At 73.2% G+C, this 24,659-nt stretch carries 23 protein-coding genes; 4 read left to right on the top strand and 19 right to left on the bottom strand.

Annotated features, from left to right (window positions below):
* Window positions 1-49: 49 nt before the first annotated feature.
* The 8 genes from ABD652_RS09585 to coaD all read right to left on the bottom strand — a co-directional run bounded on the left by ABD652_RS09585 (window position 50) and on the right by coaD (window position 7,961).
* The gene (locus ABD652_RS09585) at window positions 50-2,266 is read right to left on the bottom strand and encodes a glycosyltransferase (RefSeq protein WP_344720664.1); all 2,217 of its coding nucleotides are present in this window, start codon (window positions 2,264-2,266) and stop codon (window positions 50-52) included.
* Window positions 2,263-3,495, bottom strand: a complete 1,233-nt coding sequence (locus tag ABD652_RS09580; protein ID WP_344720662.1) for an LCP family protein — start codon at window positions 3,493-3,495, stop codon at window positions 2,263-2,265. Before ABD652_RS09580 ends, ABD652_RS09585 begins: the two co-directional genes overlap by 4 nt.
* A 234-nt stretch (window positions 3,496-3,729) precedes the next feature.
* On the bottom strand, window positions 3,730-4,689 hold the full coding sequence (gene mutM, locus ABD652_RS09575; RefSeq protein WP_344720660.1) for a bifunctional DNA-formamidopyrimidine glycosylase/DNA-(apurinic or apyrimidinic site) lyase: 960 nt from the start codon (window positions 4,687-4,689) through the stop codon (window positions 3,730-3,732).
* Window positions 4,690-4,700: 11 nt separating this feature from the next.
* Window positions 4,701-5,384 (bottom strand): ribonuclease III, encoded by a 684-nt coding sequence (gene rnc, locus ABD652_RS09570; RefSeq protein WP_246161067.1) that lies wholly within the window; start codon window positions 5,382-5,384, stop codon window positions 4,701-4,703.
* Window positions 5,385-5,480: 96 nt separating this feature from the next.
* Window positions 5,481-5,684: a 50S ribosomal protein L32 gene (rpmF, locus tag ABD652_RS09565; protein ID WP_344720658.1), complete on the bottom strand. Its 204-nt coding sequence runs from the start codon at window positions 5,682-5,684 to the stop codon at window positions 5,481-5,483.
* 70 nt (window positions 5,685-5,754) lie between these two features.
* Window positions 5,755-6,330, bottom strand: coding sequence for a YceD family protein (locus ABD652_RS09560; RefSeq protein ID WP_344720656.1), 576 nt, complete (start codon window positions 6,328-6,330; stop codon window positions 5,755-5,757).
* A 128-nt stretch (window positions 6,331-6,458) separates the two neighbouring features.
* Complete coding sequence (galU, locus tag ABD652_RS09555; RefSeq protein ID WP_344720654.1) at window positions 6,459-7,361, bottom strand: UTP--glucose-1-phosphate uridylyltransferase GalU; 903 nt, start codon at window positions 7,359-7,361, stop codon at window positions 6,459-6,461.
* Between the two features lie 108 nt (window positions 7,362-7,469).
* Complete coding sequence (gene coaD, locus ABD652_RS09550) at window positions 7,470-7,961, bottom strand: pantetheine-phosphate adenylyltransferase (protein WP_344720652.1); 492 nt, start codon at window positions 7,959-7,961, stop codon at window positions 7,470-7,472.
* Window positions 7,962-8,084: 123 nt separating this feature from the next.
* On the opposite strand from coaD, the gene ABD652_RS09545 reads away from it, so the two are divergent.
* On the top strand, window positions 8,085-9,458 hold the full coding sequence (locus ABD652_RS09545; protein WP_344720650.1) for an aminotransferase class I/II-fold pyridoxal phosphate-dependent enzyme: 1,374 nt from the start codon (window positions 8,085-8,087) through the stop codon (window positions 9,456-9,458).
* A complete protein-coding gene (locus tag ABD652_RS09540) occupies window positions 9,458-10,285 on the top strand; it encodes a spermidine synthase (RefSeq protein WP_344720648.1) in 828 nt (275 codons plus the stop codon). Before ABD652_RS09545 ends, ABD652_RS09540 begins: the two co-directional genes overlap by 1 nt.
* Here ABD652_RS09540 and ABD652_RS09535 read toward each other — a convergent pair.
* The 5 genes from ABD652_RS09535 to ABD652_RS09515 form a co-directional block, all read right to left on the bottom strand.
* Window positions 10,282-10,791, bottom strand: coding sequence for a hypothetical protein (locus tag ABD652_RS09535; protein ID WP_344720646.1), 510 nt, complete (start codon window positions 10,789-10,791; stop codon window positions 10,282-10,284). The genes ABD652_RS09540 and ABD652_RS09535 overlap by 4 nt on opposite strands.
* Before the next feature lie 85 nt (window positions 10,792-10,876).
* A complete protein-coding gene (gene rsmD, locus ABD652_RS09530) occupies window positions 10,877-11,434 on the bottom strand; it encodes a 16S rRNA (guanine(966)-N(2))-methyltransferase RsmD (RefSeq protein WP_344720644.1) in 558 nt (185 codons plus the stop codon).
* A 93-nt stretch (window positions 11,435-11,527) separates the two neighbouring features.
* Entirely contained in the window at window positions 11,528-13,831 is a 2,304-nt protein-coding gene (locus ABD652_RS09525; RefSeq protein WP_344720642.1) for an ATP-dependent DNA helicase RecG, read from the bottom strand.
* Window positions 13,815-14,831 carry a DAK2 domain-containing protein gene (locus ABD652_RS09520; RefSeq protein WP_344720640.1) on the bottom strand — a complete coding sequence of 339 codons (1,017 nt, stop codon included), beginning with the start codon at window positions 14,829-14,831 and terminating at the stop codon, window positions 13,815-13,817. The genes ABD652_RS09525 and ABD652_RS09520 overlap by 17 nt, the downstream gene beginning before the upstream one ends.
* Before the next feature lie 76 nt (window positions 14,832-14,907).
* Window positions 14,908-15,978 carry an LCP family protein gene (locus ABD652_RS09515; protein WP_344720638.1) on the bottom strand — a complete coding sequence of 357 codons (1,071 nt, stop codon included), beginning with the start codon at window positions 15,976-15,978 and terminating at the stop codon, window positions 14,908-14,910.
* Between the two features lie 215 nt (window positions 15,979-16,193).
* Between ABD652_RS09515 and ABD652_RS09510 the strand changes: the two genes are divergently transcribed.
* A complete protein-coding gene (locus ABD652_RS09510; RefSeq protein ID WP_344720636.1) occupies window positions 16,194-16,787 on the top strand; it encodes a DUF3515 family protein in 594 nt (197 codons plus the stop codon).
* Between the two features lie 62 nt (window positions 16,788-16,849).
* On the opposite strand, the gene ABD652_RS09505 is transcribed toward ABD652_RS09510, so the two are convergent.
* The 6 genes from ABD652_RS09505 to leuC form a co-directional block, all read right to left on the bottom strand.
* Complete coding sequence (locus tag ABD652_RS09505; RefSeq protein WP_344721074.1) at window positions 16,850-17,968, bottom strand: D-alanine--D-alanine ligase family protein; 1,119 nt, start codon at window positions 17,966-17,968, stop codon at window positions 16,850-16,852.
* 95 nt (window positions 17,969-18,063) lie between these two features.
* Window positions 18,064-19,128 carry an NAD(P)H-dependent glycerol-3-phosphate dehydrogenase gene (locus tag ABD652_RS09500; RefSeq protein WP_344720634.1) on the bottom strand — a complete coding sequence of 355 codons (1,065 nt, stop codon included), beginning with the start codon at window positions 19,126-19,128 and terminating at the stop codon, window positions 18,064-18,066.
* Window positions 19,125-20,060: a lysophospholipid acyltransferase family protein gene (locus tag ABD652_RS09495; RefSeq protein ID WP_344720632.1), complete on the bottom strand. Its 936-nt coding sequence runs from the start codon at window positions 20,058-20,060 to the stop codon at window positions 19,125-19,127. The genes ABD652_RS09500 and ABD652_RS09495 overlap by 4 nt, the downstream gene beginning before the upstream one ends.
* Window positions 20,061-20,077: 17 nt before the next feature.
* A complete protein-coding gene (gene murA, locus ABD652_RS09490) occupies window positions 20,078-21,400 on the bottom strand; it encodes a UDP-N-acetylglucosamine 1-carboxyvinyltransferase (protein WP_153143893.1) in 1,323 nt (440 codons plus the stop codon).
* Between the two features lie 120 nt (window positions 21,401-21,520).
* On the bottom strand, window positions 21,521-22,120 hold the full coding sequence (gene leuD, locus ABD652_RS09485; protein WP_344720628.1) for a 3-isopropylmalate dehydratase small subunit: 600 nt from the start codon (window positions 22,118-22,120) through the stop codon (window positions 21,521-21,523).
* A gap of 55 nt (window positions 22,121-22,175) precedes the next feature.
* Window positions 22,176-23,612 carry a 3-isopropylmalate dehydratase large subunit gene (gene leuC, locus ABD652_RS09480; RefSeq protein ID WP_344720626.1) on the bottom strand — a complete coding sequence of 479 codons (1,437 nt, stop codon included), beginning with the start codon at window positions 23,610-23,612 and terminating at the stop codon, window positions 22,176-22,178.
* A 279-nt stretch (window positions 23,613-23,891) separates the two neighbouring features.
* Between leuC and ABD652_RS09475 the strand changes: the two genes are divergently transcribed.
* The gene (locus ABD652_RS09475; RefSeq protein ID WP_153143978.1) at window positions 23,892-24,650 is read left to right on the top strand and encodes an IclR family transcriptional regulator; all 759 of its coding nucleotides are present in this window, start codon (window positions 23,892-23,894) and stop codon (window positions 24,648-24,650) included.
* The last annotated feature ends 9 nt before the right edge of the window (window positions 24,651-24,659 follow it).

Here is a 24,659-nt window from a genome sequence, read left to right as displayed (position 1 = left end):
CTCGGGGCAGCCCGGGGACAGCCGAGGACAGCCCGGGAACGGCCCCCGCTCAGTCCCGGGCGTACTCGCCGCGGGCGCGGCCGGCGAGCCACTGCAGCATGCCCAGTCCCTCGCGCGTCCAGAGTCGGTCCTGATAGCTCGCCCGTCGTCCGCGCACCCGGACTGCCCCGCGGCGCAGCACGCCGGCGCCGAGGCGCGCGGCTCCCTCGGCGGCGATGCTCGCGCTGCTCCGCCGGGCCTTGCGCGCCTTCAGCGCCCGCACATGTCCGGCGCGCAGCCCGCGCCGGCGCAGCCACTGCCGCGTGATGCGCTCGAGCGGCACCTCTTCGGAGACGCGCGCCGCGGCGCACCACCACGACGTCGCTCCGGCGGCCTGGAGCCGGCCGAAGAGCTCGGAGTCCTCGCCGCCGGTGACGTTGAAGGCCTCGTCGAAGCGGAACGCCGGCGAGCGGGTGAACCACTCGGCCCGCACCAGCACATTGTTCGTCGCCGGCCGCAGATTCCACGGCCCGGTGGCGAAGTCCGTGCGTCGGATCGCACCGTCCTCGACGGCCTGCGCGGACGCCTCCGGCGGGAAGATCGACTCCACCGGCCCGGAGACGGTGGCCGCCCCCGAGCTGCGGGCGGTGCTGATCAGCGCGTCCAGCCATCCGGGCGCCACGCGCTCGTCGTCGTCGACGAAGACCACCGCATCGGCGTCGTCGGGCACCGCGTCCAGCGCGGCGTTGCGGGCGACGGCGAGCCCCGGACGGGGCTGATGGACGGCGATCGCCTCCGGCGCGAGCTCGGCGACGGTCTCCGCCGCCCCCGCCGCGGGGTCGTTGTCGACGACGACGAGCGGAGGCAGCACGTCCTCGCCGAGCTCCTGCGGAGCCGCGGCGCGCAGCGAGGTCAGCAGCTCGGCGAGCAGCTCGTTCCGCCGGTAGGTGCACACGCAGACCCAGACGCGATCGGCGCGCACCGGGCCGGGCTCGCCGGTCGCGCGCGGGTCGAGGGTCTGCTCCCGATCGCGGGGCGCAGAGCCGACCGGGCCGCGGCGGTCGACGACGTCGGCCAGCAGCCCGGCGTAGTCCTCGGCCAGCCGCGGCAGATCCGCATGCTCGCGCACCCAGCGGCGCCCGGAGCCGCTGATCGGAGTGGACTCCGGGTCCCGGGCCAGGGCGACCAGCGCCTCGGCCAGCCCGTCGGGGCCCTGGTCGACGAGGGTGACGTTCTCGGCGGCGGCGAGGATCTCGGCGGCCTCGCCGACGACGGCGGCGGTGATGTGCTTGCCGGTGCCCATCAGCTCGAAGGTCTTCGACGGCACCGTCCAGGCGAAGGACTCCCAGTCGGTGCGCAGGCTGATCAGCACGGTGTCGGCCCACCGGTGGTGCTGCCAGAGCTCCTCGCCGTGGACGGGATCGTGGAACTCGATCGCCGGGCAGTCCGCCGCACGGGCGACCAGGCGCGGCTTCTGCGTGCCGGAGCCGACCATGCGCAGCCGCACCGCGACCTCGCCGGCGGCATGCAGCGCGGCCGCCGCGTCGATGACCGCATCCAGCGCCTGGCTCTCGCCGTGATTGCCGAGATAGGCGACGCGCAGCTCCCCGGCGGCGCGCTCCCGATGCTCCAGCTGCGGGACCTCGTCCAGCGCGACGCCGTTGCTGATCGTGGTCACCCGCTCCACGCCGCGGGCCGCCAGCCGGCGGGCGAATCCGTGGGTCACCGTCACCACGAGCTCGGCGCGGCGCTGGACCGCGGCGACGACCGTCTCCATCATCCGGCCGGCCGGTCCGGCCCGCACGCCGGCCTCGCGGGCCAGCTCGGGCCAGGCGTCGCGCATGTCGACCACCAGCGGCGCACGGCGCAGGCGCGCGGCCAGCCAGCCCGAGCAGATCACCGGCAGCGCCGGCACAGTGGCGACGACGACGTCGGGCCGCTCGACGAGCAGCGCCCGCGGGACCATCAGCCCCGCGGCGACCGCGTCGGCGGCGAACCGTCCGGCGCGGCTGTCCCGGAGCAGCGGGCGCAGCACCCGGTGCACCTGCTCGCCGGCCGGACCGCTCACGCTGCGCACACCGGCGGCTCCGGAGCCGCGTTCGGCGACCGGCGTGCTGCGGGCGTCGGCGGCCGGGGTGACGACGTCGACGCTCCAGCCCGCGGCCCGCAGTCCGGCGACCAGGCGCTGCCAGCGCCGCTGCGGGGGCGTGTGCTCCGGCCAGTAGGAATGGGTGAGCAGCAGCGCGCGTCGGCCGTCTCCCCGGCGGCGGTCCTCGGCCGGGCTCACCGGGGAGTCTCCTCGACGTCGTCCTCCGTCGCGGGGCCCGTCTCGGGAGCGGTCTCGGGAGCGGTCTCGGGAGCGGTCTCGGGCGCGGTCTCGGGCGCGGTCTCGGATCCCGTCTCGGGAGCCTCGAAGGGGTTCGTCCCGTCCTCGGCGCGATCGTCGACGAAGTCGTCCATGGACTCCTCGTCCAGCGATCGGCGCAGCGCCTCCATCGCCGCCTCGTCGCGGGTGATCACCTGCGCACCGCCGGAGGTGGTCATCGGCTCGCCGGCGGGGACGGTGAACATCTCGATGTCGTCGGAGCGCAGGCTGCGCAGCTGGACCGCGTAGCCGGCCACCGTCTCGGCGTCCAGCCCCTCGTCGAGCCACAGGTAGGGGACCATGCTCTCCACGATGTCCGAGACGCGGCCGGGGTTGGTCAGCGTGTCGGCGCTGAGGAAGCGGTCGATGATCGCCTTGACCACGCGCCGCTGGTTCTCCACGCGGGTGAAGTCGCCGTCGGAGAAGGTCTTCCGCTCGCGGACGTAGCGCAGCGCGTTCGATCCCTCCAGCCGGATGGTGCCCTCGGGGTAGAAGTCCGGGTTGTGCTGACCCGAGGAGAACGGCTGCGGGTTGTCCACGTAGACCCCGTCCAGCGCCGAGGTGAGATCCTTGAAGCCCTCGAAGTCGATGATCGCGGCGTGGTCGATATGCGTGTCGAGCAGCTCCTCGACCGTGTCGACCACCAGCGGATAGCCGCCGGAGTTGAGCGCGGTGTTGATGCGGTTGGGGCCCTCGCCGGGGATGTCGACCCACAGATCCCGGATGATCGACATGACGTAGACCGTCGAGCGGTCGGCCGGGATGTGGACGAACATCATCGTGTCCGAGCGCTGCCCGTCCTCGCCCTTGACCTCGGCGAGATCCTGGCCCTCGCCGCGGGTGTCGGAGCCGAGCAGCAGCAGGTTGATGACGTCGTCGTCGGTGCGCTCGGCGGAGTCGTCGTCCAGGTTCATCTCCAGGACGTTGCGGTTCTCGTCGAAGCTGCTCCGCAGGTCGTGCAGGTAGATGCCGACGACGGCGACGGCGACGACCACCAGCGTGGCCACGGCGGCCAGCGACCAGGCCAGGATGCGCCGGCCGCGGCGAGGCTTCTCCCCCCGGTCGGACGGGGCGGGGGCCGCCGGGGAGACGGAGCGCACGCGCTGCGGCCGGTGACCACGGCGGGCGCCGTCATGCTCTCGGTCGGCCATGGGTCCTCCCCTCGGATGCGACGGCCGCCTGGGTCGTCGAAGTGGTCGCAGTCTGGGCGCGGCGCGCGGATCCGTCCTGTCCGGAGCGGACGGCACGACGGGTGCGGCCTCCCGGACCCGCGCGACCGTCTGCGGCGGGCACGGGCGACCCGTCCCATGCTAGACGAGGCGGCCGGCTCTGCCATGCAGGAGCGTCGAGGCGCGGAGTCGACGTGAGCGAGGCCATGGTCGGCGTCACCATCGTCCGGAGCGCGGCCGGGGCTGGCAGCGCGGACACCAGTGCGAGGACCGCCCCATGAAGGGCGTGCGGCGCAGCGGCGTCGCGCATCGGCGGCAGGGTTCCCCCGTCCGGCCGTAGGCGTCGAGCCCGCGGGAGAAGTAGCCGGATTCCCCGTTGACGTTGACATAGAGCGCGTCGAAGCTGGTGCCGCCGGCCTCCAGCGCGGCCTCCATGACCTCGCGGACCGCGCCCAGCAGCCGCGCCGCCTCGGCGCGGGTGACGGTCTCGGTGCGTCGGGCGAAGTGCAGCCGGGCCCGCCAGAGCGCCTCGTCGGCGTAGATGTTGCCGATGCCCGAGCGCAGCGTCTGGTCCAGCAGAGCCCGTTTCAGCCCGCTGCGCCGGCGGCGCAGCGCGCGGAAGAACGGTTCGACGGCGGCGCCGGCCGGCTCCAGCGGATCCGGGCCGATGTGGGCGATGCTCGCCGGCACAGTGCCGGACGGGTGGTCGGCGGGCATGAGCGGGCGGATCTGCAGACCGCCGAAGATGCGCTGGTCGACGAAGCGCAGCTGCCGGCCGGATCCGGTCGCCGGCTCGCCGTCGTCGGCCGCGGCGGTCCCCGACGCGTCCCGCAGATCCACGGCGACCTTCAGATGCTTCTCCGCCGGGGCGTCGTCGGGCTGGACCAGGACCTGGCCGCTCATGCCCAGGTGGATCACCAGCGCCTCGCCGCGCGCGGATCCGCCCGGGGTCGGCGCCGGGGAACCGGCCGCGGACAGCGGGATCCAGAGATACTTGCCGCGGCGGCGCGCGGCGTCGAGCGTCCGGCCGGCGACTCGGGCGGCGAAGTCCTCGACGCCGTCGTCGTGCCGGCGCAGACTGCGCACGTCGTGGACGACGGGCCGGGCGGCGCGGCAACCGACGGCCCAGCGTTCGACGCCGCGGCGGACGACTTCGACCTCGGGAAGCTCGGGCATCGGGCCCCGCGTCAGCGGCCGAGCACGGCGTCGAAGGCGCCGCGGTCGGCCTCGCCGGCGGTCAGCGTCGCCGCGGTGAGCCGGGCGGCCTCGCGCTCGGCCTCCTTCTTCGACTTGCCGGTGCCGGAGGAGTAGGCGACGCCGCCGATGGTCAGCGTGGCGGTGAACGTCTTGTCGTGGTCGGGGCCGGAGTCCTCCATCACGTAACGGATGTCGCCGAGCTCCCGGTCGGCGGCGATCTCCTGGATGGTGGTCTTCCAGTCCTTGCCCGCGCTCATCGCCTGGTCGTCGTCCAGCAGCGGCAGCACCAGGCGCAGCACCAGCCGGCGGCCCGTCTCGAAGGAGGTGGACAGATAGGCCGCACCGATCAGCGCCTCCATCGTGTCGGCGAGGATCGAGTCCTTGTCCTGCCCGCCGGTGCGCAGCTCGCCGGTGCCCAGGCTGATGTGCGGACCGACGCCGTGGTCGCGGGCCACGCGCGCCAGCGCCCGGGTGCTGACCAGCGCCGAGCGCAGCTTGGCCAGGTCCCCCTCGGAGAGCTCGGGATAGCTGCGGAACAGATGGTCGGTGACCGCGTAGCCGAGCACCGAGTCGCCCAGGAACTCCAGGCGCTCGTTGGTGGGGATGCCGTCGTTCTCATAGGAGTACGACCGATGCGTCAGGGCAAGACGAAGAGTCTCGGGGTCGATGTGCACCCCGAGACTCTTCACCAATGCCTCATGGTCCCCCGGCGTCGTCGCGCCGGCGGATGCCGATGATGTCACGTCACGCGCTCCCAACAGGTCAGGAGATCACGCGTCGGCGACCTTGCGCCCCTTGTACTCGTAGAACAGCGGGGAGCCGGCCGAGTCGGTGACCAGCTTGGCCTGGTGCGGCTGGCTGTAGACGACACGACCGTTCTCCACCGACTTCACCAGCGAAGGCGTCTGGGCCTTCCACTGCGAACGGCGGCTACGGGTGTTGGAACGGGACTTCTTCCGCTTCGGAACAGCCACGGTGTCTCTCTTCTTTCGTCGTTGTCGGACAGGTCAGCAGGGACGCGCCGCGTCCCCGGCTCTGGAGTCTTCAGCTGCGCTCCCCGGAGGCGTCCTCCGGGTCGTTCAGCCCGTCGGCGAGGTCCGCCAGGGCGGCCCAGCGGGGGTCGATCTGCTCGTGAGCATGCTCCGGATCGTCCTCCATGCGGAAGCCGCACTGGGAGCACAGGCCGGGGCAGTCCTCGCGACAGACCGGCTGGAACGGCAGCGTCGAGACCATCAGGTCCCGCAGCACCGGCTCCAGGTCGATGGTGAGGTCCTCGCCGATGAGACGCTCATCCTCATCCTCGGCCTCGCCGTCGACCTCCCGTCCCGGGTGGGTGAACAGCTGCATGAGGTCCACCGCCGCGGAGTAGCCGATCGCGTCGAGGCACCGGCTGCACTGGCCGGAGACCTCCGCCGAGGCGGTGCCGGTCAACAGCACGCCCTCATGCACCGACTCCAGGCGCAGGTCCAGGTGCAGCGCTCCGCCTTCACGGAAGCCGACGAGGACCGCCGAGAAGTCGGCGGGGGTCGCCACCGTCCTGTCCAGATGCTCCTGCGTGCCGGGCTTGCCCCCGAGCTCGCGGACATCGACGGACAGTCCGGCGTCCTGCTCTGCGCTCACGGGGCACTCTCCCTGGGTGGACGGCGATCCGGGCATACGTCATGACCGACGTTCCATGCTAGACCATGGTCGCACACCGGGGCGAATCCCTGCGTCCCCGGCGCGTCCGGGCGTGCTGCGCGCGGCGCTCAGAGGCCGGCGGCGAAGTCCTTCAGCCAGCTGCGCAGGTCAGTGCCCAGATCCTCACGATCGACGGCGAGGGTGACCACCGCCTTGATGTAGCTGAGCTTGTCTCCGGTGTCGTAGCGGCGCCCGCGGAAGACCACCGCGTGCACGCCGCCGCCCTGCTCGGCCGGCTTGGCGGCCATCTCCTGCAGCGCATCGGTCAGCTGGATCTCGTCGCCGCGACCGGGCGGCGTCTGCTCGAGCTGCTCGAAGATCGCCGGGTGCAGCACGTAGCGGCCGATGACCGCGAGATTCGACGGGGCCTCGTCGGCCGCCGGCTTCTCCACCAGCCCGGAGACCGGCACGACGCCGTCGCCGGCCGCGTCGCCGCCGGACTCGGCGGGCGTGACCACGCCGTAGGCGCTGATGTCCTCGCGGGGGACCTCCATGACCGCGATGACCGAGCCGCCCAGACGCTCCTGGGTCTCCAGCATGGTGGTCAGCAGCTCGTCGCGGGCGTCGATGAGGTCGTCGCCGAGCAGCACGGCGAAGGGCTCGCTGCCGACGTGGCGCTTGGCGCAGAGCACCGCGTGGCCGAGGCCCTTGGCCTCGCCCTGGCGGATGTAGTGCAGATCGCCCAGGCCGGTCGCCCGGCGCACCAGGTCCAGCTTCTTCTGATCTCCCTTGGCCTCCAGGACGGCCTCGAGGTCCGGCACCCGGTCGAAGTGGTTCTCCAGGGCGCGCTTGCTCCGGCCGGTGACCATCAGGATGTCGTCGAGCCCGGCCTCGGAGGCCTCGTCGACGACGTACTGGATGGCCGGCTCGTCGACGACCGGAAGCATCTCCTTCGGCATCGCCTTGGTCGCCGGGAGGAAGCGAGTCCCCAGTCCGGCGGCGGGGATGACGGCCTTGCGGATCTGGCTCATGGGGCGCATCGACCTCTCTCGGTTGGGCTGCTCCGACCCGCAGCTCCCGGGGCAGGGACGCAGACGGGCCGCAGGACGGGATCCGGTGCCTGCGAATCTAGCACGGAGTCAGGACCCGCCGTCGGCTCCACGCCGCTCGGCCAGCCGCCGCTCGACGGCCCACGGGACGAACTCGGCGACGTCGCCGCCGAGGGCGTGGACCTCCTTGATCAGCGTCGACGAGAGGTGGGTGTAGCGGCCGTCGGCGGCCAGGTAGATGGTCTCCAGACCGGTCAGATGACGATTCATCGTCGCCATCGGCGTCTCGTAGGCGAGGTCCTTCGCATCGCGGATGCCCTTGACCACGGCGTTGGCCCCGTGCTGCCGGCAGAACTCGGCGAGCAGACCCTCGCCCAGCGGCTCGACGACGACGCCGCGGACCGCGGAGAAGGTCTCGCGGGCCATCGCCATGCGCTCCTCGACCCCGAACATCGGGGACTTGTGCATGTTCGGCGAGACGGCGACGATCACCTCGTCGAAGAGATTCGCCGCTCGGGCCACGATCTCCGCGTGGCCGTTGTGCATGGGGTCGAAGGATCCGGGACACACTGCAGACTGCATGGACAGGACACTAGTCGACGCGGCCGACGACGGCCACGCCGCCGCCGGACGTCGCCGCCCCCGGACGACCGCGTCCGCCCCGCCCTCTGCGCCGCCGGGGCCGCCGTGTCTACGATGGGGAGCATGCTGTCGCACGCCGATGATCCCGTCGCACCCCGTCCCGCCGACCGCCCGACCGGGGGCGGAGCCGACGGCGCGCCCGACCTCTCCCCCGCCGAGACGCCCGCCGAGCGCGCCGCCCTCCGCCCGCTGGACCACCGCCCGCTCTGGGCTCGGGCCGCCGTCGGCGCGAACACCTATGACGGCGCGACCGGCACGGTGACCCCGACGATCTACGAGCGCACCACGGCGGCGGCGATGCGCCATGAGGCGGTCAACCTCGGCCAGGGCTTCCCGGACCGGGAGGGGCCGGACTGGCTGCTCGACCTGGCCGCCCGCGCCGTCGCCGATCCGCAGGTCGGCCCGCCCAACCAGTACGCGCCGGGTCCGGGACTGCCGGCCCTGCGGCAGGCCGTCGCCGCCGACGTCGATCGCCGCGCCGGCGTCGCCCTGGATCCGGAGCAGCAGGTGCTGATCACCACCGGGGCCACTGAGGCGATCACCGCCGCGATCCTGGCTTTCGCCCGCCCGGGCGGCGAGGTGCTGACCTTCGAGCCGCACTATGACTCCTACGGCGCCTGCGCGGCGCTGGCCGGCGCCGAGCTGGTGGGCGTGCCGCTGCGCGGTCCGGACTTCCGGCCCGACGTCGACGCGCTGGAGGCCGCAGTCACCGAGCGGACGACGATGATCCTGCTCAACACTCCGCACAATCCGACCGGCACCGTCTTCAGCGCCGAGGAGATGCGGCGGATCGTCGATCTGGCCGTCCGTCACGACCTGCGCATCATGTGCGACGAGGTCTACGAGCGGCTGGTCTTCGACGACGCCGCGCATCCGCACCGCACGATCCTCTCGACCCCCGGCGCCGAGCAGGTCGCCGTCGCCGTGGGATCGGCGGGCAAGTCCTTCTCGGTGACGGGCTGGAAGGTCGGCTGGATCACCGGCTCGGCGACGCTGGTCAACCAGGTCCGCGGGGTCAAGCAGTTCCTGAGCTTCTCCTCCGGCCCGGCCTACCAGCACGCCGTCGCCGAGGGGCTGGCGGACGACCGCGGCTTCTTCGCCGAGAACGTCGCCGAGCTGACCGCTGGCCGCGAGCTGCTGCACCGCGGGCTGACCGCGGCCGGCCTGCGCGCCCACCACACCGAGGCGGGCTACTTCGTCGTCGCCGACATCTCACCGCTCACCGATCTCTCCGGCGAGGCCTTCTGCCGGCTGCTCGCCGAGGAGGTCGGCGTCGCGGCGATCCCGGTCTCGACGCTGACCATCCGGCACGCCGCCTCCGCCGAGGACGAGCTGCAGAAGCTGGTGCGCTTCGCCTTCTGCAAGCGCCACGAGACGATCATCGAGGGCATGCGCCGCCTGGCCGAGCGGCTGCCCGCCGCGCTGGAGCGGTCCTGATGGCCCGGCTGCCGGCGAGCGTGCGGCTGAGCGCCTCCGGGACGGTCGCCGAGCTGCGCTGCGACGAGCTCACCGACGCCGGCGTGGTGCTGAGCATCGACGGGGCCGAGCAGTCCCACGTCGAGGTCGCGGACCCGGATTTCCTGCTGCACGACTACACCGTCCGAGAATCCGCCGTGCTGCGCACCGCCGCGCGCGACCTGGTGCGCGCCGACGCCCGCGGACAGGTCCTGCACCTCGGGGCCGGCGCGCTGACGCTGCCGCGCTGGCTGGGGCATCACGCCCCGGGCCTGGAGCAGACGGTGGTCGACGTCGAGCCCGAGCTGGTCGACTTCGTGCTCGCCCACCTGCCGATGGAGCCGGCGCCGCGCAGCGTCGTCGCCGATGCCGCGACCGTGTTCGCCGACGACGGCGCGCTGGCCGGAGAGCGCTTCGACCTGGTGCTGGTGGACCTCTTCAACTCCTCCGAGGCCCCGGAGGCGCTGACCTCGACGGCCTTCCACCGCACCACGCTGGGCGCGACGGCCGACGGCGGACTGCTGCTGATGAATCTGGGCGACGAGCCGCCGATGGACTTCGCCGCCGAACAGGTCCGCCGCGTCGCTGAGGCGCTGGGCCCGCTCGGCGCGGCCGCCGACGAGCTGTGGGACCGGCTGCTGCTGACCGCCCCGGCCGACGTCGTCGCCGGCGAGGCCGAGGGCAATCTGGTGCTGGCCGCCTCCCCGCAGGCGCCGTTCGCCGAGGCCACCGTCAATGCCGTCTGGGCCTCCGGGCCGCATCCCGGCGAGACGCTGACCGGAGCCGCGCTGCGCGACTGGGCCGGCTAGCAGCGCGAGCGCGGCGCGGCACCCGATCCGGCGCCCTGCGCCGCCGCACGGTGCTCGACGGCCCGGCACACGACGGAGGGGTCCGCGGCGCTGAGCAGCCAGCGGCGCCGGTCGGTGACCACATGGACGGTGGGGCCGCCGACGAGCAGTCCGGTCGTCCCGCCGGGGAGGAACCGGCATCCGAGGCCCTCGACGAGTCCGGTCGACGGCCCCTCCTCAGCGCGGCGGATCTGCGACCAGGCGGCGGTCATCCGGAAGACGCCCAGGCAGCGGGCGTGCAGGCCGGCGGCATCGGCGGTGATCGTCGTCCGGAGGCTCAGCGTCATCCCGGCCAGGACCAGCATCAGCGCGGCGGTCGCGGCGCCGAACACCACGCCCGCGCCGACGGCCAGGGTGATCCCCAGCGAGAAGGCGCCGGCGCCGAGGAGCAGCCCCGCCAGCGGCAGGGCGACGCCCCGCGGGGCCCGCGCGATGGACAGGACCGTCGGTGCTTCTCCCCCGTTCATGGGGTCAGCCTAATGCCCGTACCGACTGGGTTCCACCCCCTGACGACAGGACCTCGAGGCGGGACGACCACCGTCCTGCGACGGCTCACTGCGGCTCGAGGAACCAGATGTGCGTCGAGCCGTAGGCCCGGTCGGCGAAGCGCTCCAGCCCCTCCGGCCAGGCCGGCTCGCCGCCGCGCTCGTCCCGCTCGACGACGATCGTCGCCGCCGGATGCAGCTGCGGCAGCGCTGCGGCGAGGATCTCGGCCAGCTGGGCGTCGGTCCAGTCGTAGGGCGGGTCGAGGAAGAGCAGCTCGATGGGTTCGGCCTCGCGCAGTCCGCGCTGCTGCAGATGACGCAGCGCCGCCGACCGGTGGACCGTGACCCCGCCGTCGGCGATCGCGGCATTGCGCCGCAGCGTCGCCGCCGCCGGCTCGGCGACGTCGACCAGCTCGACGGCGCGCGCGCCGCGGCTGCGCGCCTCCAGCCCCAGCGCTCCGGAGCCGGCGAAGAGGTCCACCACGACGGCGTCGACCAGCGCGTCGTAGCCCTCGAGCCGGCTGAAGAGCGACTCCTTGACCCGGTCGCTGGTGGGACGCGTCGCGTCGGTGGGCACCGACGCCAGCCGGCGGCCCTTGTGCGTGCCGGCGATGATGCGTGCCATGGAGAGCTCCTGTCTCGGGTCGGGGCGGATGCGGAAAGGGCGGCCGGCCGGATCCGGCGGCCGGCTCGAGCGGGAGCCGGGTGCGCTCGGGCCTCAGCCGCGCTCGATATAGGCGTCGGCGCCGTCGTGGGCGGCCATCCAGGCGTCGACGGAGGCGCGCAGCCCCGGATGGGCCCGCCAGTCCGGGTCGGCGGCGGTGATCCGGCGCAGCTGCTCGGCGGCGGAGGTGATGAGCTCCTCGTCGCGGACGATGCGCAGCAGCTTCAGCGTCGAGCGGCGCCCGGCCTGCGAGGCGCCGAGGACGTCGCCCTCGCGGCGACGCTGCAGGTCCAGCCGGGCCAGGGTCATCCCGTCGGAGTGCTCGGCGACCTCGTCGAGCCGCCGCCCCGACGGGTGGTCGTCGGGCAGCCGGGTGACCAGCAGACAGAGCCCCGGGGCCGCGCCGCGGCCGACGCGGCCGCGCAGCTGATGCAGCGTGGAGATGCCGAAGGCGTCGGCGTCGAGGATCGTCATCACGGTGGCGTTGGGCACGTCCACGCCGACTTCGATGACGGTGGTGGAGAGCAGCACGTCGACCTCGCCGCGCTCGAAGGCGGTCATCGCCTCCTCCTTGTCCTCGCCGCTCATCCGCCCGTGCAGCACGGCGCGGCGCAGCGGGCCGATCAGCGGATGCTCGGCGAGCGTCTGCTCCAGCAGCTCCACCGAGGCGTCCTGCTCGATCTCCACACCGGACTCCGGATCCTCGCGCTGGTCGGACTCGGTGATCTTCGGACACACCACATACGCCTGATGCCCGGCTGCGACCTCCTCGGCGAGGCGCTCCCACACCCGGCCGATCACCCGGGGGCCGCGCCGCATCCTCGCCACATGCGTCTCCACCGGACGTCGCCCGGCGGGCAGTCCCTCCAGCACGGTGAGCTCGAGGTCGCCGAAGGTGGTCATCGCCACCGACCGCGGGATCGGCGTCGCCGACATCACCAGCATGTGCGGCGTGGCCGCCTCCCGGGTCCTCAGCGCGTCGCGCTGCTCGACGCCGAAGCGGTGCTGCTCGTCGACCACCACCAGCCCCAGGTCGGCGAAGCTCACCGTCTCGGAGAGCAGCGCATGGGTGCCGACGACGATCCCGGCGGCGCCGGAGGCGATGTCCAGCAGGGCCTGCTTCCGCCGCGCGGTGCTCATCGAGCCGGTCAGCAGCGTCACCTGCGCCTCGGTCCCGGCCGCCGGACGCTGCCAGGCCGAGAGCAGGTCGGAGCCGGCCAGCGGGCCCAGCATCGCCCGCAGCGAGCGTTCGTGCTGGGCGGCCAGCACCTCGGTCGGCGCGATGAGCGCGGCCTGGCCGCCGGCGTCGACGACCTGCAGCATCGCCCGCAGCGCGACCAGCGTCTTGCCGGAGCCGACCTCGCCCTGCAGCAGCCGGTTCATCGGCTGCTCTCCGGCGAGGTCGCCGGCGAGCAGCTCGCCGCAGCTGCGCTGGCCCTCCGTCAGGGCGAAGGGCAGCTGCGCGTCGAAGGCGGCGAGCAGCCCGTCGGCAGACCGCGGACGCGGGATGCCGACGCCGGTGCCCACCCGCGCCCGACGCCGGGCGAGCAGCGCATGCAGGAAGAACGCCTCCTGGAAGCGCAGCCGGGCCAGCCCGCGCTCGGGGTCCTCCATGGTTTCCGGCCGATGGATGAGCCGCAGCGCCGTGACCAGGTCGCACAGCCCTTCGGCGGCGGCGACCTCGGCGGGCACCGGATCGGGCCACGCGTCGACGGCGGCGAGGTCGAGCACCAGCCGCACGCAGCGCAGGATCTCCCAGCTGGAGATCCGCGCCGTGGCCGGGTAGATCGGCAGCGGCGCGCGTCCGGCGGCCAGGATCAGCGCCGCCGCGCCGTCGTCGTCCTCCTCGGGCGCGCCGCCGTCGGCGAGCTCGAGCACGGAGTACTCGGGGTTGTTCAGCGTCAGCCGGCCGCCGTAGCTGCCGACCTTGCCGTGGAACATCGCCTTGGCCCCGCGCCGCAGCTCGCGGAAGGCGCGGAAGCCCTGGAAGAAGGCCATCTGCAGCCGGCCGCCCTCGTCGTCCTCGACGACGACCTCGACCAGCACGCCGCGGCGGCGCTGCATGGAGCGCTTGGAGACGCTGACGACGCGGGCGATGAAGCTGGCGTGCTCGTCCTCGCGCAGCTCCGTCAGCGAGGAGAGCCGCCCGTACTCCACCCAGCGGCGCGGATGGTGCTCGAGCAGCTCGCCGGCGGTGCACAGCCCCAGCTCGCGGCGCAGCGTCTCGGCCGCGGCCGTGCCCAGCAGCGTCTCCAGCGGCGCATGCGGGCCGGACTGCTCGGACTGCCCGGACTGCCCGGACGGTCCGGTCGCGCCGGTCGCGCCGGCGGCGGTCGAGGAGTCAGTGCTCGCCTCCATCCTCGGTGCTCACCCCCTCGGTCCCGGTGCTCAGCGCGGTCACGTCCAGCGTCTCCACGGAGCCGGCGGCGCGCAGCGCCTCCTCGACCTCGCGGGCGTCGGCGGTGTGCACGTGGATGCGCCACCGGTGCGTGCCCGCGGCGTCGGGCTCGACGTCGATGGGCGTGATGATGACCGCTTCGCCGAGCTCGTCCAGCCGATGGCGCAGCGAGGCCGCCCCCAGCGGGTCCAGCCGGGAGGTGCACATGATCTCCACGCCGGCGGCCGACGTCGCGGCCGGCTCCGCGGCCGTCGCCGGCGCGTCCGTCGCCGGCGCGTCCGTCGTCGGCCGCCGACCGTCCAGGCCGAGCAGACCGTCGATGATCTCGTCCCGCACGGCGGTGCCGGTGACGGCGGCGCGCAGCGCCTCGACCACCAGCAGCAGTCCGGCCGCCCCGGCGTCGACGACCCGCTCGCGGCGCAGCGCCTCGAGCTGCTCGACGGTGGACTCCACCGCCGTGCGGGCGACGTCGACGAGCGCATCGGCGGCGCCCTGCACGGCGGCGCGGCTGTCCGGCTCCTCGGCCTCGGCCGCGAGCCGGCGGGCCCGTGCGGCCAGCGCGTCCACCACGGACAGCATCGTGCCGGACACCGGCTCGGAGAGCGCGGACCAGGCGCGCAGCCCGCCGCGCTCCAGCGCATCGGCCAGGCCGGCCGCGCTGAGCCGCGGGACGGTGTGCAGCGGCTCGGCGAAGCCGGAGATCAGCACGGCCAGCAGCGTGCCGGAGTTGCCGTGCGCCTCGGACATCGCCCGGGTGCCGGCGGCGGCGAGCAGCGCGCCCAGGTCCTCCCGGTCCTGCTGCTCGGCGGCCGCCTCCTCGACGGCCCGACGGCAGGCGCGCATCGTCGCCAGCATGTTCGTGCCGGTGTCGGAGTCCGGGATCGGGAACACGTTGAGCCCGTCCAGCCGCTCGCGCGCGGCCTCCAGCGACTCCTCGGAGAGGAGGAGCCAGCGATGCATGGCGGCGGGTCCTCGGACCTTCCCCTTCACAGCTCCCCCTTCCGGTCAGGTGCGCGGCGTGCGTGGTCTGCGGTGCTCAGAGGTCGTTCTCCTCGACGTACTCCTCGAGCGTGTCGTCGGCCAGCGCCTCGGAGATCTCCGTCATCGCCTGCTCGTCCTGCCGCCAGATCCACTGCCCGTCGGCGGAGCGGTCGTCGGTCCCGGTCGGCAGGGTGAACATCGTGATGTCGTCGGCCGCGCCGCGGATCTCCCAGCCGAGCGAGGCGACCGTCGAGGCGTCGAGGGACTCGTCGACGGTGAGGTACGGGGTGAAGGTCTCGACCATGTCGCGCACGCGGCCGGGGTTGGCGAGGTTGCCGGCCTGCAGCGATTCGTCGACCACCGCCTGGATGAACGACTGCTGATTGCGCGCCCGCTGCAGGTCTCCGTCGGAGAAGGTCTTGCGCTCGCGGACGAAGGCCAGCGCCTCCTCGGCGTCCATGTGCTGGGTGCCGGGGTGGAAGGTATGTCCGCCCGTGGTGGTGAACGTCTCGGGATGCGTGGACTCGACGTCGACGCCGCCGAGGGACTCGACCAGGCCGATGAAGCCCTGCATGTCCACTGAGGCGACATGGTCGACGCGCACGTCGAAGAGGCCCTCGATGGTCTCGACGGTCAGCGAGACGCCGCCGAGCGCCATCGGGGCGTTGATCTTGGCCTCGCCGTGGTCGCCGGGCACGTCGACCCACAGGTCGCGCGGGATCGACATCACCTGCACGCCGCTGCGGTCCGCGGGCACGTGGACCAGCATCATCGTGTCCGAGCGGCTGCCCGGGAACTGTCCGGTGCTCTGCGCGAGGTCGGTGCCGGCGCGGTCGTCGGAGCCGAGCAGCAGGATGGTGATCGACTCGTCGTCGGCCTCCTTCTCCGGCCGGTCCGACTCCTCGGGGAAGGATCCGCCGGTCCCGGCGTCCCCGCCCTCCTCCTGCGCCTGCTGCTCGAAGGTCTGGACGTTCTCCTCGTAGCTGCTGCTCAGCGAGTCCAGGTAGTACCAGGCCGTCGCGAGACCGCCCACCACCAGCACCAGCAGGCTGACCAGCACCACCGCGGTGATCCGACGGCGGCGCCTGCCGCGCGGCGCGGCAGGGGTCACAGGGGTCTCGGACATGGATCCTCCTCGGAGACGGCGGCCCCGGGAAGGGCCCGCGGGGTCGCACGGTCCGACGCCGGAGCTTGCGGACGCGATCGTCCGGGCGATGCTGATCAGCGGCGTCGACGGGTCGACAGACTGCACCCAGGATAGGACACGCGCGCAGTCTCGGCGGAAACCGGCCCGTCTCCTCGTCCCGACGCGGCGCCGGGAACGTCCGATATCCTGGCCGCATGCTCTCCGCGCCCTCCGACCCGTCGACCCCGCGCTCCGCGTCCCGCCCGTCCGCCCGGAGGCGGGACCTCGATGATCCCGGAGGATCCCGCGGGGTCCGCGGACGACTGACCGCCCTCGCCGCGCTCGGCGCGGCGGGCCTGGCGCTGACCGCCTGCGGGAGCATCGCCGACGTCGAGGCCGCGCCGCATGCCGCCGACCCGGACTGCGCCCCGGTGATGATCGCCCTGCCGGACAGCATCGGCGAGGCCGATCAGCGGGAGACCAACGCCCAGGCCACCGCCGCCTTCGGCGAGCCGAGTCAGGCGGTGGTCCGGTGCGGCGTGGAGCCGCCGGGGCCGAGCAGCGAGCACTGCGTCAGCGCCGACGGCGTCGACTGGCTGGCCGTCGAGGAGGACGGCGCCACCTGGCGGCTGATCAGCTATGGGCGCAAGCCCGCCGTGGAGGTGCTCATCGACACCGAGGAGATCTCCTCCTCCTCGGTGATGCTGGCGATGGCCCGGCCGACGAAGCGCATCGAGGCCGACGACCGCTGCTCGTCGGTGGAGCAGTCGATCGAGGACGTCGAAGGCTCGGGCGGCGCGGCCGACTGACCGCCTCCGTCGGCGGTCCCGTCCGCCGATGGAGGTCCCCGGTCCTCAGCGCAGCCCGGCCGTCAGCGCAGCCCGACGGGCCGCTGCCGGGCCAGGGTGATCAGCTCGGTGATCAGCTCGCGGTAGTCCAGCCCGGTGGCCCGCCACATCTGCGGGTACATGCTGATCGGCGTGAATCCGGGCATCGTGTTGATCTCGTTGACGGTCACCGAGCCGTCCTCGGCGCAGAAGAAGTCCACCCGGGACAGGCCCTCGCCGTCCACGGCCTCGAAGGCTACGACCGCCTGGCGGCGCACTTCGGCGGTGACTTCCTCGGGCAGGTCGGCCGGGCAGCTCAGGTCCGCGGCCGCGGCGTCGGTGTACTTGGCGGTGAAGTCGTAGAACTGGTGGGACTCGCCGCCGTCGTGGACGACGATCTCCCCCGGCAGCGACGCCCGCGGGGCGGCGCCGTCGCGGCCGTCGAGCACTCCGCACTCGATCTCCCGCCCGTCGATGCCCTCCTCGACGATGACCTTCGGGTCGTGCTTCTGCGCGCCGGCGATCGCCGGGTCGAGCTGCTCCCAGTCCTCGACCCGGGTGATGCCCATCGAGGAGCCGGCCCGGGCCGGCTTGACGAAGACCGGCAGACGCAGCCCGCGGAGGCGCTCCCGGGCCGCGTCGGGGTCGGCGGCCCACTGCCGGGCGGTGACGGTCTCGTAGGGGCCGACCCGCAGGCCGGCCGCGGTGAAGGCCACCTTCATGAAGTGCTTGTCCATGCCCACCGCCGAGGCCAGCACCCCGGCGCCGACGTAGGGCACCCCGACCGTCTCCAGCAGCCCCTGCAGCGTGCCGTCCTCGCCGAAGGGACCGTGCAGCAGCGGCAGGACCACGTCCACCGTCCCGAGGGACTCGGCGGAGCCGTCGGCGCCGATCTCGAGCAGCTCGGCGCCGCGCTCGGCGGATCCCGACGGGCCGGAATGCAGCTGCACGGTGGCCTCGGTCGGCACGACGCGCGGCAGGTCATCGCCCGGCACGAAGGCGTGGGTCCGCGGGTCGATCGCCGGACGGGTCCACTGGCCCGCGGCGGTCACCCCCACCGGCACGACGTCGAACTGCTCGCCGTCGACGGCCTCGAGCACGCCGGCGGCGGTCACGCAGCTCACCGCATGCTCGGAGGACTGGCCGCCGTAGAGCACCAGCACGCGCGGGCGCCGGGCCTCGGGGCCGACAGCGCCGACGTCGCCGGAGGCGGCCGGGTCGGGGACGGAGTGGTGGGACGGAGCGTCGGACACGTCGGTCACTTTCCTTCGGCTTTGAGGTCGCGTGCCAGCAGCAGCGGGGCGATGCGGTCGACGCTCAGCGTGCCGTCGAGCACGGCGACGACCGCCTCGGAGATGGGCATCTCCACCCCGTGGCGGCGGGCCAGATCCACCACGGCGGATCCGGACTTCATGCCCTCGGCGGTCTGGGTGAGCTCGGCGACCACCTCGTCGGCGGTCAGCCCGTCGCCGAGCAGCCGCCCGGCGGTGCGATTGCGCGAGAGCGGCGAGGCGCAGGTGGCCACCAGGTCGCCGAGGCCGGCGAGCCCGGAGAACGTCTCCAGCGTCCCGCCGAGGGCGTGGGCGAGCCGCGTGGTCTCGGCGAGGCCGCGGGTGATGACCGAGGCCTTGGAGTTGTCCCCCAGCCCCTGCCCGTCGCAGATGCCGACCGCCAGGGCGATGACGTTCTTCACGATGCCGGCCAGCTCCACGCCGACGACGTCGGAGTTCGTGTAGGGCCGGAAGTATCCGGTGTTGCTCAGCCCGGCGATGCGCTCGGCGACGGCGTGGTCGGCGCAGGCCACCACTGAGGCCGTCGGCTCCTCGCGGGCGATCTCCATGGCCAGATTCGGCCCGGAGATCACCGCGATCCGCTCGGCCGGCAGCGCCAGCTGCTCGGCGATGACCTCCGACATGCGCAGGTCGGTGCCGCGCTCCAGGCCCTTGATCAGCGAGACCACGACGGTCTCGGCGCCCAGCCGGCCGCGGACCTCGTCCAGCTGCGTGCGCAGCGACTGGGCCGGCAGCGCCAGCACCACGACGTCGGCGCCGGCGACGGCCTCGCCGACGTCGGCGGTGGCGGTGATCATCTCCGGCAGCCCGATCTCGCCGAGGTACGTGGTGTTCGTGTGGTGCTCGGCGATCTCGGCCGCGACCTCGGGGCGACGGGCCCAGAGCACGATCTCGGGCTCTTCGCCGCGGCCGGCGGCGGCGTCGGCGAGGACCTTGGCGAAGGTGCTCCCCCAGCTGCCGGCCCCGAGCACTGCGATCCGGTGCGCGCCGGCGCCGGAGGAGGTCCGGGCGGCGTCGACGGGTGCCGTCATGAGTTCTGCTCTCCGCTCTGCCGGGTGTCGTTCTCCGTGGGCGTCCCGAGGTCGGATCGGGCCCCGTCCTGCTCCTGCGCCCCGTCCTGCTCTCGCGCCTCGTGCTGCTCCTGCGCCGCGTCCGGTCCGGGGCCCGCGGAGGCGGCCCCTCCCCCGGGCTGCCGCAGGTGCTGGTCGCGCGGGACGCGGCAGCGCAGCGCCCGGTCCCAGATGAGCTCCGGGGCGGGCTCGCCGCGCAGCTCGGCCACGCCGTCGCTGAGCGCCTGCTCGATGCGCATCGTGGCCTCGGCCAGGCTGCGGCGGGTCACCCGTCCGTCACGCAGGTCCTGCAGCTCGACCGGGTGCCCCACGGAGAGCCGGTACCGGGCGCGCGGCAGCACGCGCGGCACCTTGCCGTAGGGGGCCAGGAAGTCCTGCACGCCCCAGTGGGCGATCGGCACCACCGGCGCGCCGGTGGTCAGCGCCAGCCGGGCCGCGCCGGTCCGCGCCCGCATCGGCCAGAGCTCCGGATCGCGGGTCAGCGTCCCCTCCGGGTAGATGATGATCGCTCCGCCCTCGTCGATCACCTCGCGGGCGACCTCCAGGGACTTCTGCGCCTCGCGCCGGTCGCGGATCACCGGGATCTGCTTCAGCCCGCGCAGCGCCGCGCCGACGACGGGCAGCCGGAACAGCGAGTCCTTGGCCAGGAAATGCGGCGTGCTGCCGCCGGAGTAGACCGCATGGGCCACCGCCAGCGGGTCCACTTCGGTGACATGGTTGGCCACCACGATGAACCCGCCCTCGGGCAGGCGGTCCATGTGCTCCCAGCGCTTGCCCATCAGCAGGTTCAGCGCCGGACGCACGACGGCGGCCGCGGCGCGGAAGCCCGGCGGGATGCGCCGGGGGCCCGTCGCGGCGGGCCCGGCGGAGGAGGTGTCGTCAGCTGCGGTCACGTCGCCAGCCTACCGACTCAGCGCTCGGTGAGCTCGACGTCCGCGCCCAGGGCGTGGAGCTTGTCCATGAAATGCTCGTAGCCGCGGTCGATGATCTCGATGCCGGTCACCCGGGAGGTCCCCGAGGCCGCCAGCGCGGCGATCAGGTGGGAGAAGCCGCCGCGGAGGTCCGGCACGTCGATGTCGGCGCCCTGCAGCTCCGCGGGGCCGGAGATCACCGCCGAGTGCAGGAAGTTCCGCTGGCCGAAGCGGCAGGGGTTCGACCCCAGGCACTCCCGGTGCAGCTGGATCGAGGCCCCCATGCGGCGCAGCGGCTCGGTGAAGCCGAAGCGGTTCTCGTAGACGGTCTCGTGGACGATGGAGACTCCGTGGGCCTGGGTCAGCGCGACGACCATCGGCTGCTGCCAGTCGGTCATGAAGCCGGGGTGCACGTCGGTCTCCAGCACCAGCGGCTCCAGCTGGCCGCCGGCGTGCCAGAAGCGGATGCCGCCGTCGTCGACCTCGAACTCGCCGCCGATCTTGCGGTAGGTGTTCAGGAACGCCGAGAGATCCCGCTGAGCCGCCCCCTGGACATAGATGTCGCCGCGGGTGACCAGCGCCGCAGAGGCCCAGGAGGCCGACTCGATGCGGTCCGGGATCGCCCGGTGCTTATAGCCGCCGAGCCGCTCGACGCCCTCGATGCGGATCGTGCGGTCGGTGTTGACGGTGATGATCGCGCCCATCTGCTGCAGGATGGCGATCAGATCGTGGATCTCGGGCTCGACCGCGGCGTTCTTCAGCTCGGTGATGCCGTCGGCCAGCACGGCGGTCAGCAGCACCTGCTCCGTGGTGCCCACCGACGGGTAGGGCAGCTCGAGCTTCGCGCCCTTGAGCCCCTTCGGGGCGGTGATGTGGATGCCCGTGGCCTGCTTGTCCACCACGGCGCCGAAGGTGCGCAGCACCTCCAGGTGGTAGTCGATCGGCCGGTCCCCGATCCGGCAGCCGCCGAGGTCGGGGATGAAGGCCTCGCCGTTGCGGTGCATGAGCGGACCGCAGAACAGGATCGGGATGCGCGAGTCGCCGGCGTGGGCGTCGATCTCCGAATGCTCGGCGGTGCGCATCTGGCTCGGATCCAGCGTCAGGTCGCCGGTGTCGACGTCGGCCTCGACCTTCACCCCGTGGATCGTCAGCAGGTTGGTGACGATCTCGACGTCCTTGATCTCCGGGACGTTGCGCAGCTGCGACGGCGAGCTGCCCAGCAGCGAGGCGACCATCGCCTTGGGGACGAGGTTCTTCGCCCCGCGGACCCGGACGCTGCCCTGGAGGGGCTTTCCACCCTGGATGGTGAGCAGTTTGGTCATGGTGACTCGACGGTCCCTTCGTGGTGCGCAGGTTTACAGCCCTGCCACTGTACCCAACGCGGCGCCGCCGCCCGCGCACCTCGCAGTGCGTCCCGGCAACGATTCGATGACGGAACGAGCTCAGGTGCGGGCCGGCAGCGTGGTGGGCTTGAACGCCGCGCGGGACGCCTCATAGTCGACGATGTCCTGCTCGGCGGTCAGCGTGAGAGAAATGTCATCGTGCCCCTCCATCAGCCGCCACCGGGTGTAGTCGTCGATGGCGAAGGGAGCTTCGACAGCGCCGCAGCGCACCATGCGGCTCTCCAGATCGACCTCTACCTCGGCGCCGGGGACGGTCTCCAGCTCCTTCCAGAGACGCTCGACCTCGGCCTGCTCGACCTCGGCGGTGAGCAGACCCTGTTTCCCGGAGTTGCCGCGGAAGATGTCCGCGAAGCGCGAGGCGATGACCACGCGGAAGCCGTAGTCCTTCAGCGCCCAGACGGCGTGCTCGCGGGAGGAGCCGGTGCCGAAGTCGGGCCCGGCCACCAGCACCGAGCCGGCCGAGTAGGCCGGCTGGTTCAGCACGAACTCCGGGTCCCGGCGCCAGGCCGAGAACAGCGCGTCCTCGAAGCCGGTGCGGGTGATCCGCTTCAGGTAGACGGCGGGGATGATCTGGTCGGTGTCGACGTTGGAGGCGCGCAGCGGCACGCCCACTCCGGTGTGGCGGATGATCGGTTCCATGGCGGGATCTCCTGTATGTCCTGGTACGTGGCGTCGGGCTCTGCGACGGAGCGGGTCAGGCCGGGTGCGCGGCCAGCACGTCGGAGGGGGCGGAGAGCGTGCCGCGGATCGCCGTGGCGGCCGCGACCACCGGCGAGACCAGGTGGGTGCGTCCGCCCTTGCCCTGCCGGCCCTCGAAGTTCCGGTTCGACGTCGAGGCGCAGCGCTCGCCCTCGGCGAGCTGGTCGGGGTTCATCCCCAGGCACATCGAGCAGCCGGCGAAGCGCCACTCCGCGCCGAAGTCCTTGAACACCTGGTCCAGGCCCTCGGCCTCGGCCTGCAGGCGGACCTTCTGCGAGCCCGGCACCACGATCATCCGCACCTCCGGATCCTTCTCCCGGCCGCGGATCAGCCCCGCGGCCGCGCGCAGGTCCTCCATCCGGGAGTTGGTGCAGGAGCCGAGGAAGACCGTGTCCACCCGGATGTCGCGCATCGGGGTGCCCGGCTCGAGGTCCATGTAGCGCAGCGCCCGCTCCGCAGAGTCGCGATCGCCCGGATCGGCGAAGTCCTGCGGCGACGGCACCGACTCGCCCAGGCCGACGCCCTGCCCGGGGTTGGTCCCCCAGGTGACATGCGGCTCGAGCGCGTCGGCGTCGATGACGACCTCGGTGTCGAACTCCGCGCCCTCGTCGGTGCGCAGCGAGCGCCAGTACTCCACCGCGGCGTCCCAGTCCGCGCCCTGCGGCGCGTGCGGACGGTCCTTGACGAAGTCGAAGGTCGTCTCGTCCGGGGCGATCATGCCGGCGCGGGCGCCGGCCTCGATGGACATGTTGCAGATGGTCATCCGCGCGTCCATCGAGAGCTGCTCGATCGCGCTGCCGCGGTACTCCAGCACATAGCCCTGGCCGCCGCCGGTGCCGATCTTCGCGATGACCGCCAGGATGATGTCCTTGGAGCTCACTCCGGGCTTCAGCGTGCCCTCGACGGTGATCGCCATCGTCTTGAACGGATTCAGCGGCAGCGTCTGGGTGGCCAGCACGTGCTCGACCTCGGAGGTTCCGATGCCCAGGGCCAGAGCCCCGAAGGCGCCGTGGGTGGAGGTGTGCGAGTCGCCGCAGACCACTGTCATGCCCGGCTGGGTCAGTCCCAGCTGCGGGCCGACGACGTGGACGATGCCCTGGTCGTCGTCGCCCAGCGAGTGCAGCCGCACGCCGAACTCCTCGGCATTGTCGCGCAGCGTGTCGACCTGCTTGCGCGAGACGGGGTCGGCGATCGGCTTGTCGATCTCCAGCGTGGGCGTGTTGTGGTCCTCGGTGGCGATGGTCAGGTCCGGACGCCGCACCGGCCGCCCGGCCAGGCGCAGCCCTTCGAACGCCTGCGGGGAGGTGACCTCGTGGACCAGGTGCAGGTCGATGTACAGCAGGTCCGGCGAGCGCTGCCCGTCCTTCTCGACGCCGGGCGCGACGACGTGGTCGCGCCAGACCTTCTCGGCGAGGGTGAGCGGCCTGCTCATGGGAGCCTCCGTGGGGGTCGTCCTGCTGCGGTCCATATACCACTACAGAAGCACCTCCGCCAGTCGCACCTCCATACCGTGACGTCAGGTCTCACTATCTGAGACCTCGGCCGCGAGGCGTCGTATCATGGAGCCATGTCCAGTCCCCGCGCCCCGAAGAACCAGCGGCCGGAGCCCCCGGCCCGGGACGTCGCCCCCGACGCCGAGCCCTCGACCGACGCCGCACCCCCGACCGGCGTCGCGTCCCCGCTGTCCGTCGGCCCGGAGCCTCCGCGGCCGCTGCACTCCCCCTCCGGCATCGGCGTCGTCGACAAATCGGTGATGATCCTCGACGCGCTGGAAGCCGGCCCGGCCTCGCTCGCCCAGCTGGTGGAGTCCACCGGCCTGGCCCGGCCGACCGTCCATCGACTGGCCAGCGCGCTCATCCACCACCGCTTCCTCTCCCGCGACGTGCGGGGCCGCTACGTCATCGGCTCGCGGATGGCCGAGCTGGCCTCCGCCGCCGGCGACGACCGGCTGATCTCGGCGGCCGGGCCCATCCTGCTGCGGCTGCGCGACGCCACCGGGGAGAGCTCGCAGCTGTATCGCCGCCAGGGCGACGCCCGCATCTGTGTGGCCTCGGCCGAGCGGCCCATCGGTCTGCGCGACTCCATCCCGGTGGGCACCCAGCTGTCCATGAAGGCCGGCTCCGCCGCCCAGGTGCTGCTGGCCTGGGAGGACCACGAGCGGCTCGTCGAGGGGCTGCAGGGCGCCCGGTTCACTCCGACGGTGCTGGCGGGAGTCCGCCGGCGCGGCTGGGGCGAGTCGCTGGGCGAGCGCGAACCCGGCGTGGCCTCGGTCTCGGCCCCGGTGCGCGGCCCCTCCGGCCGGGTGATCGCGGCCGTGTCCATCTCCGGGCCCATCGAGCGGCTGACCCGCCAGCCGGGCCGTCAGCACGCCGAGGTGGTCGTCCAGGCCGCCCATCAGCTCACCGAGCTGGTGCGGCGCAACCCCGAGGCCGCCGAGCATGGTCTGGGCGAGGATGCCGGACGCGCCTGACGCGCCGGA

This window comes from Nesterenkonia halobia (assembly GCF_039536005.1).
Lineage (GTDB): Bacteria > Actinomycetota > Actinomycetes > Actinomycetales > Micrococcaceae > Nesterenkonia > Nesterenkonia halobia.
Note: the sequence above shows the minus strand (reverse complement) of the source record. Positions and strands in the feature narration are given on the sequence as shown.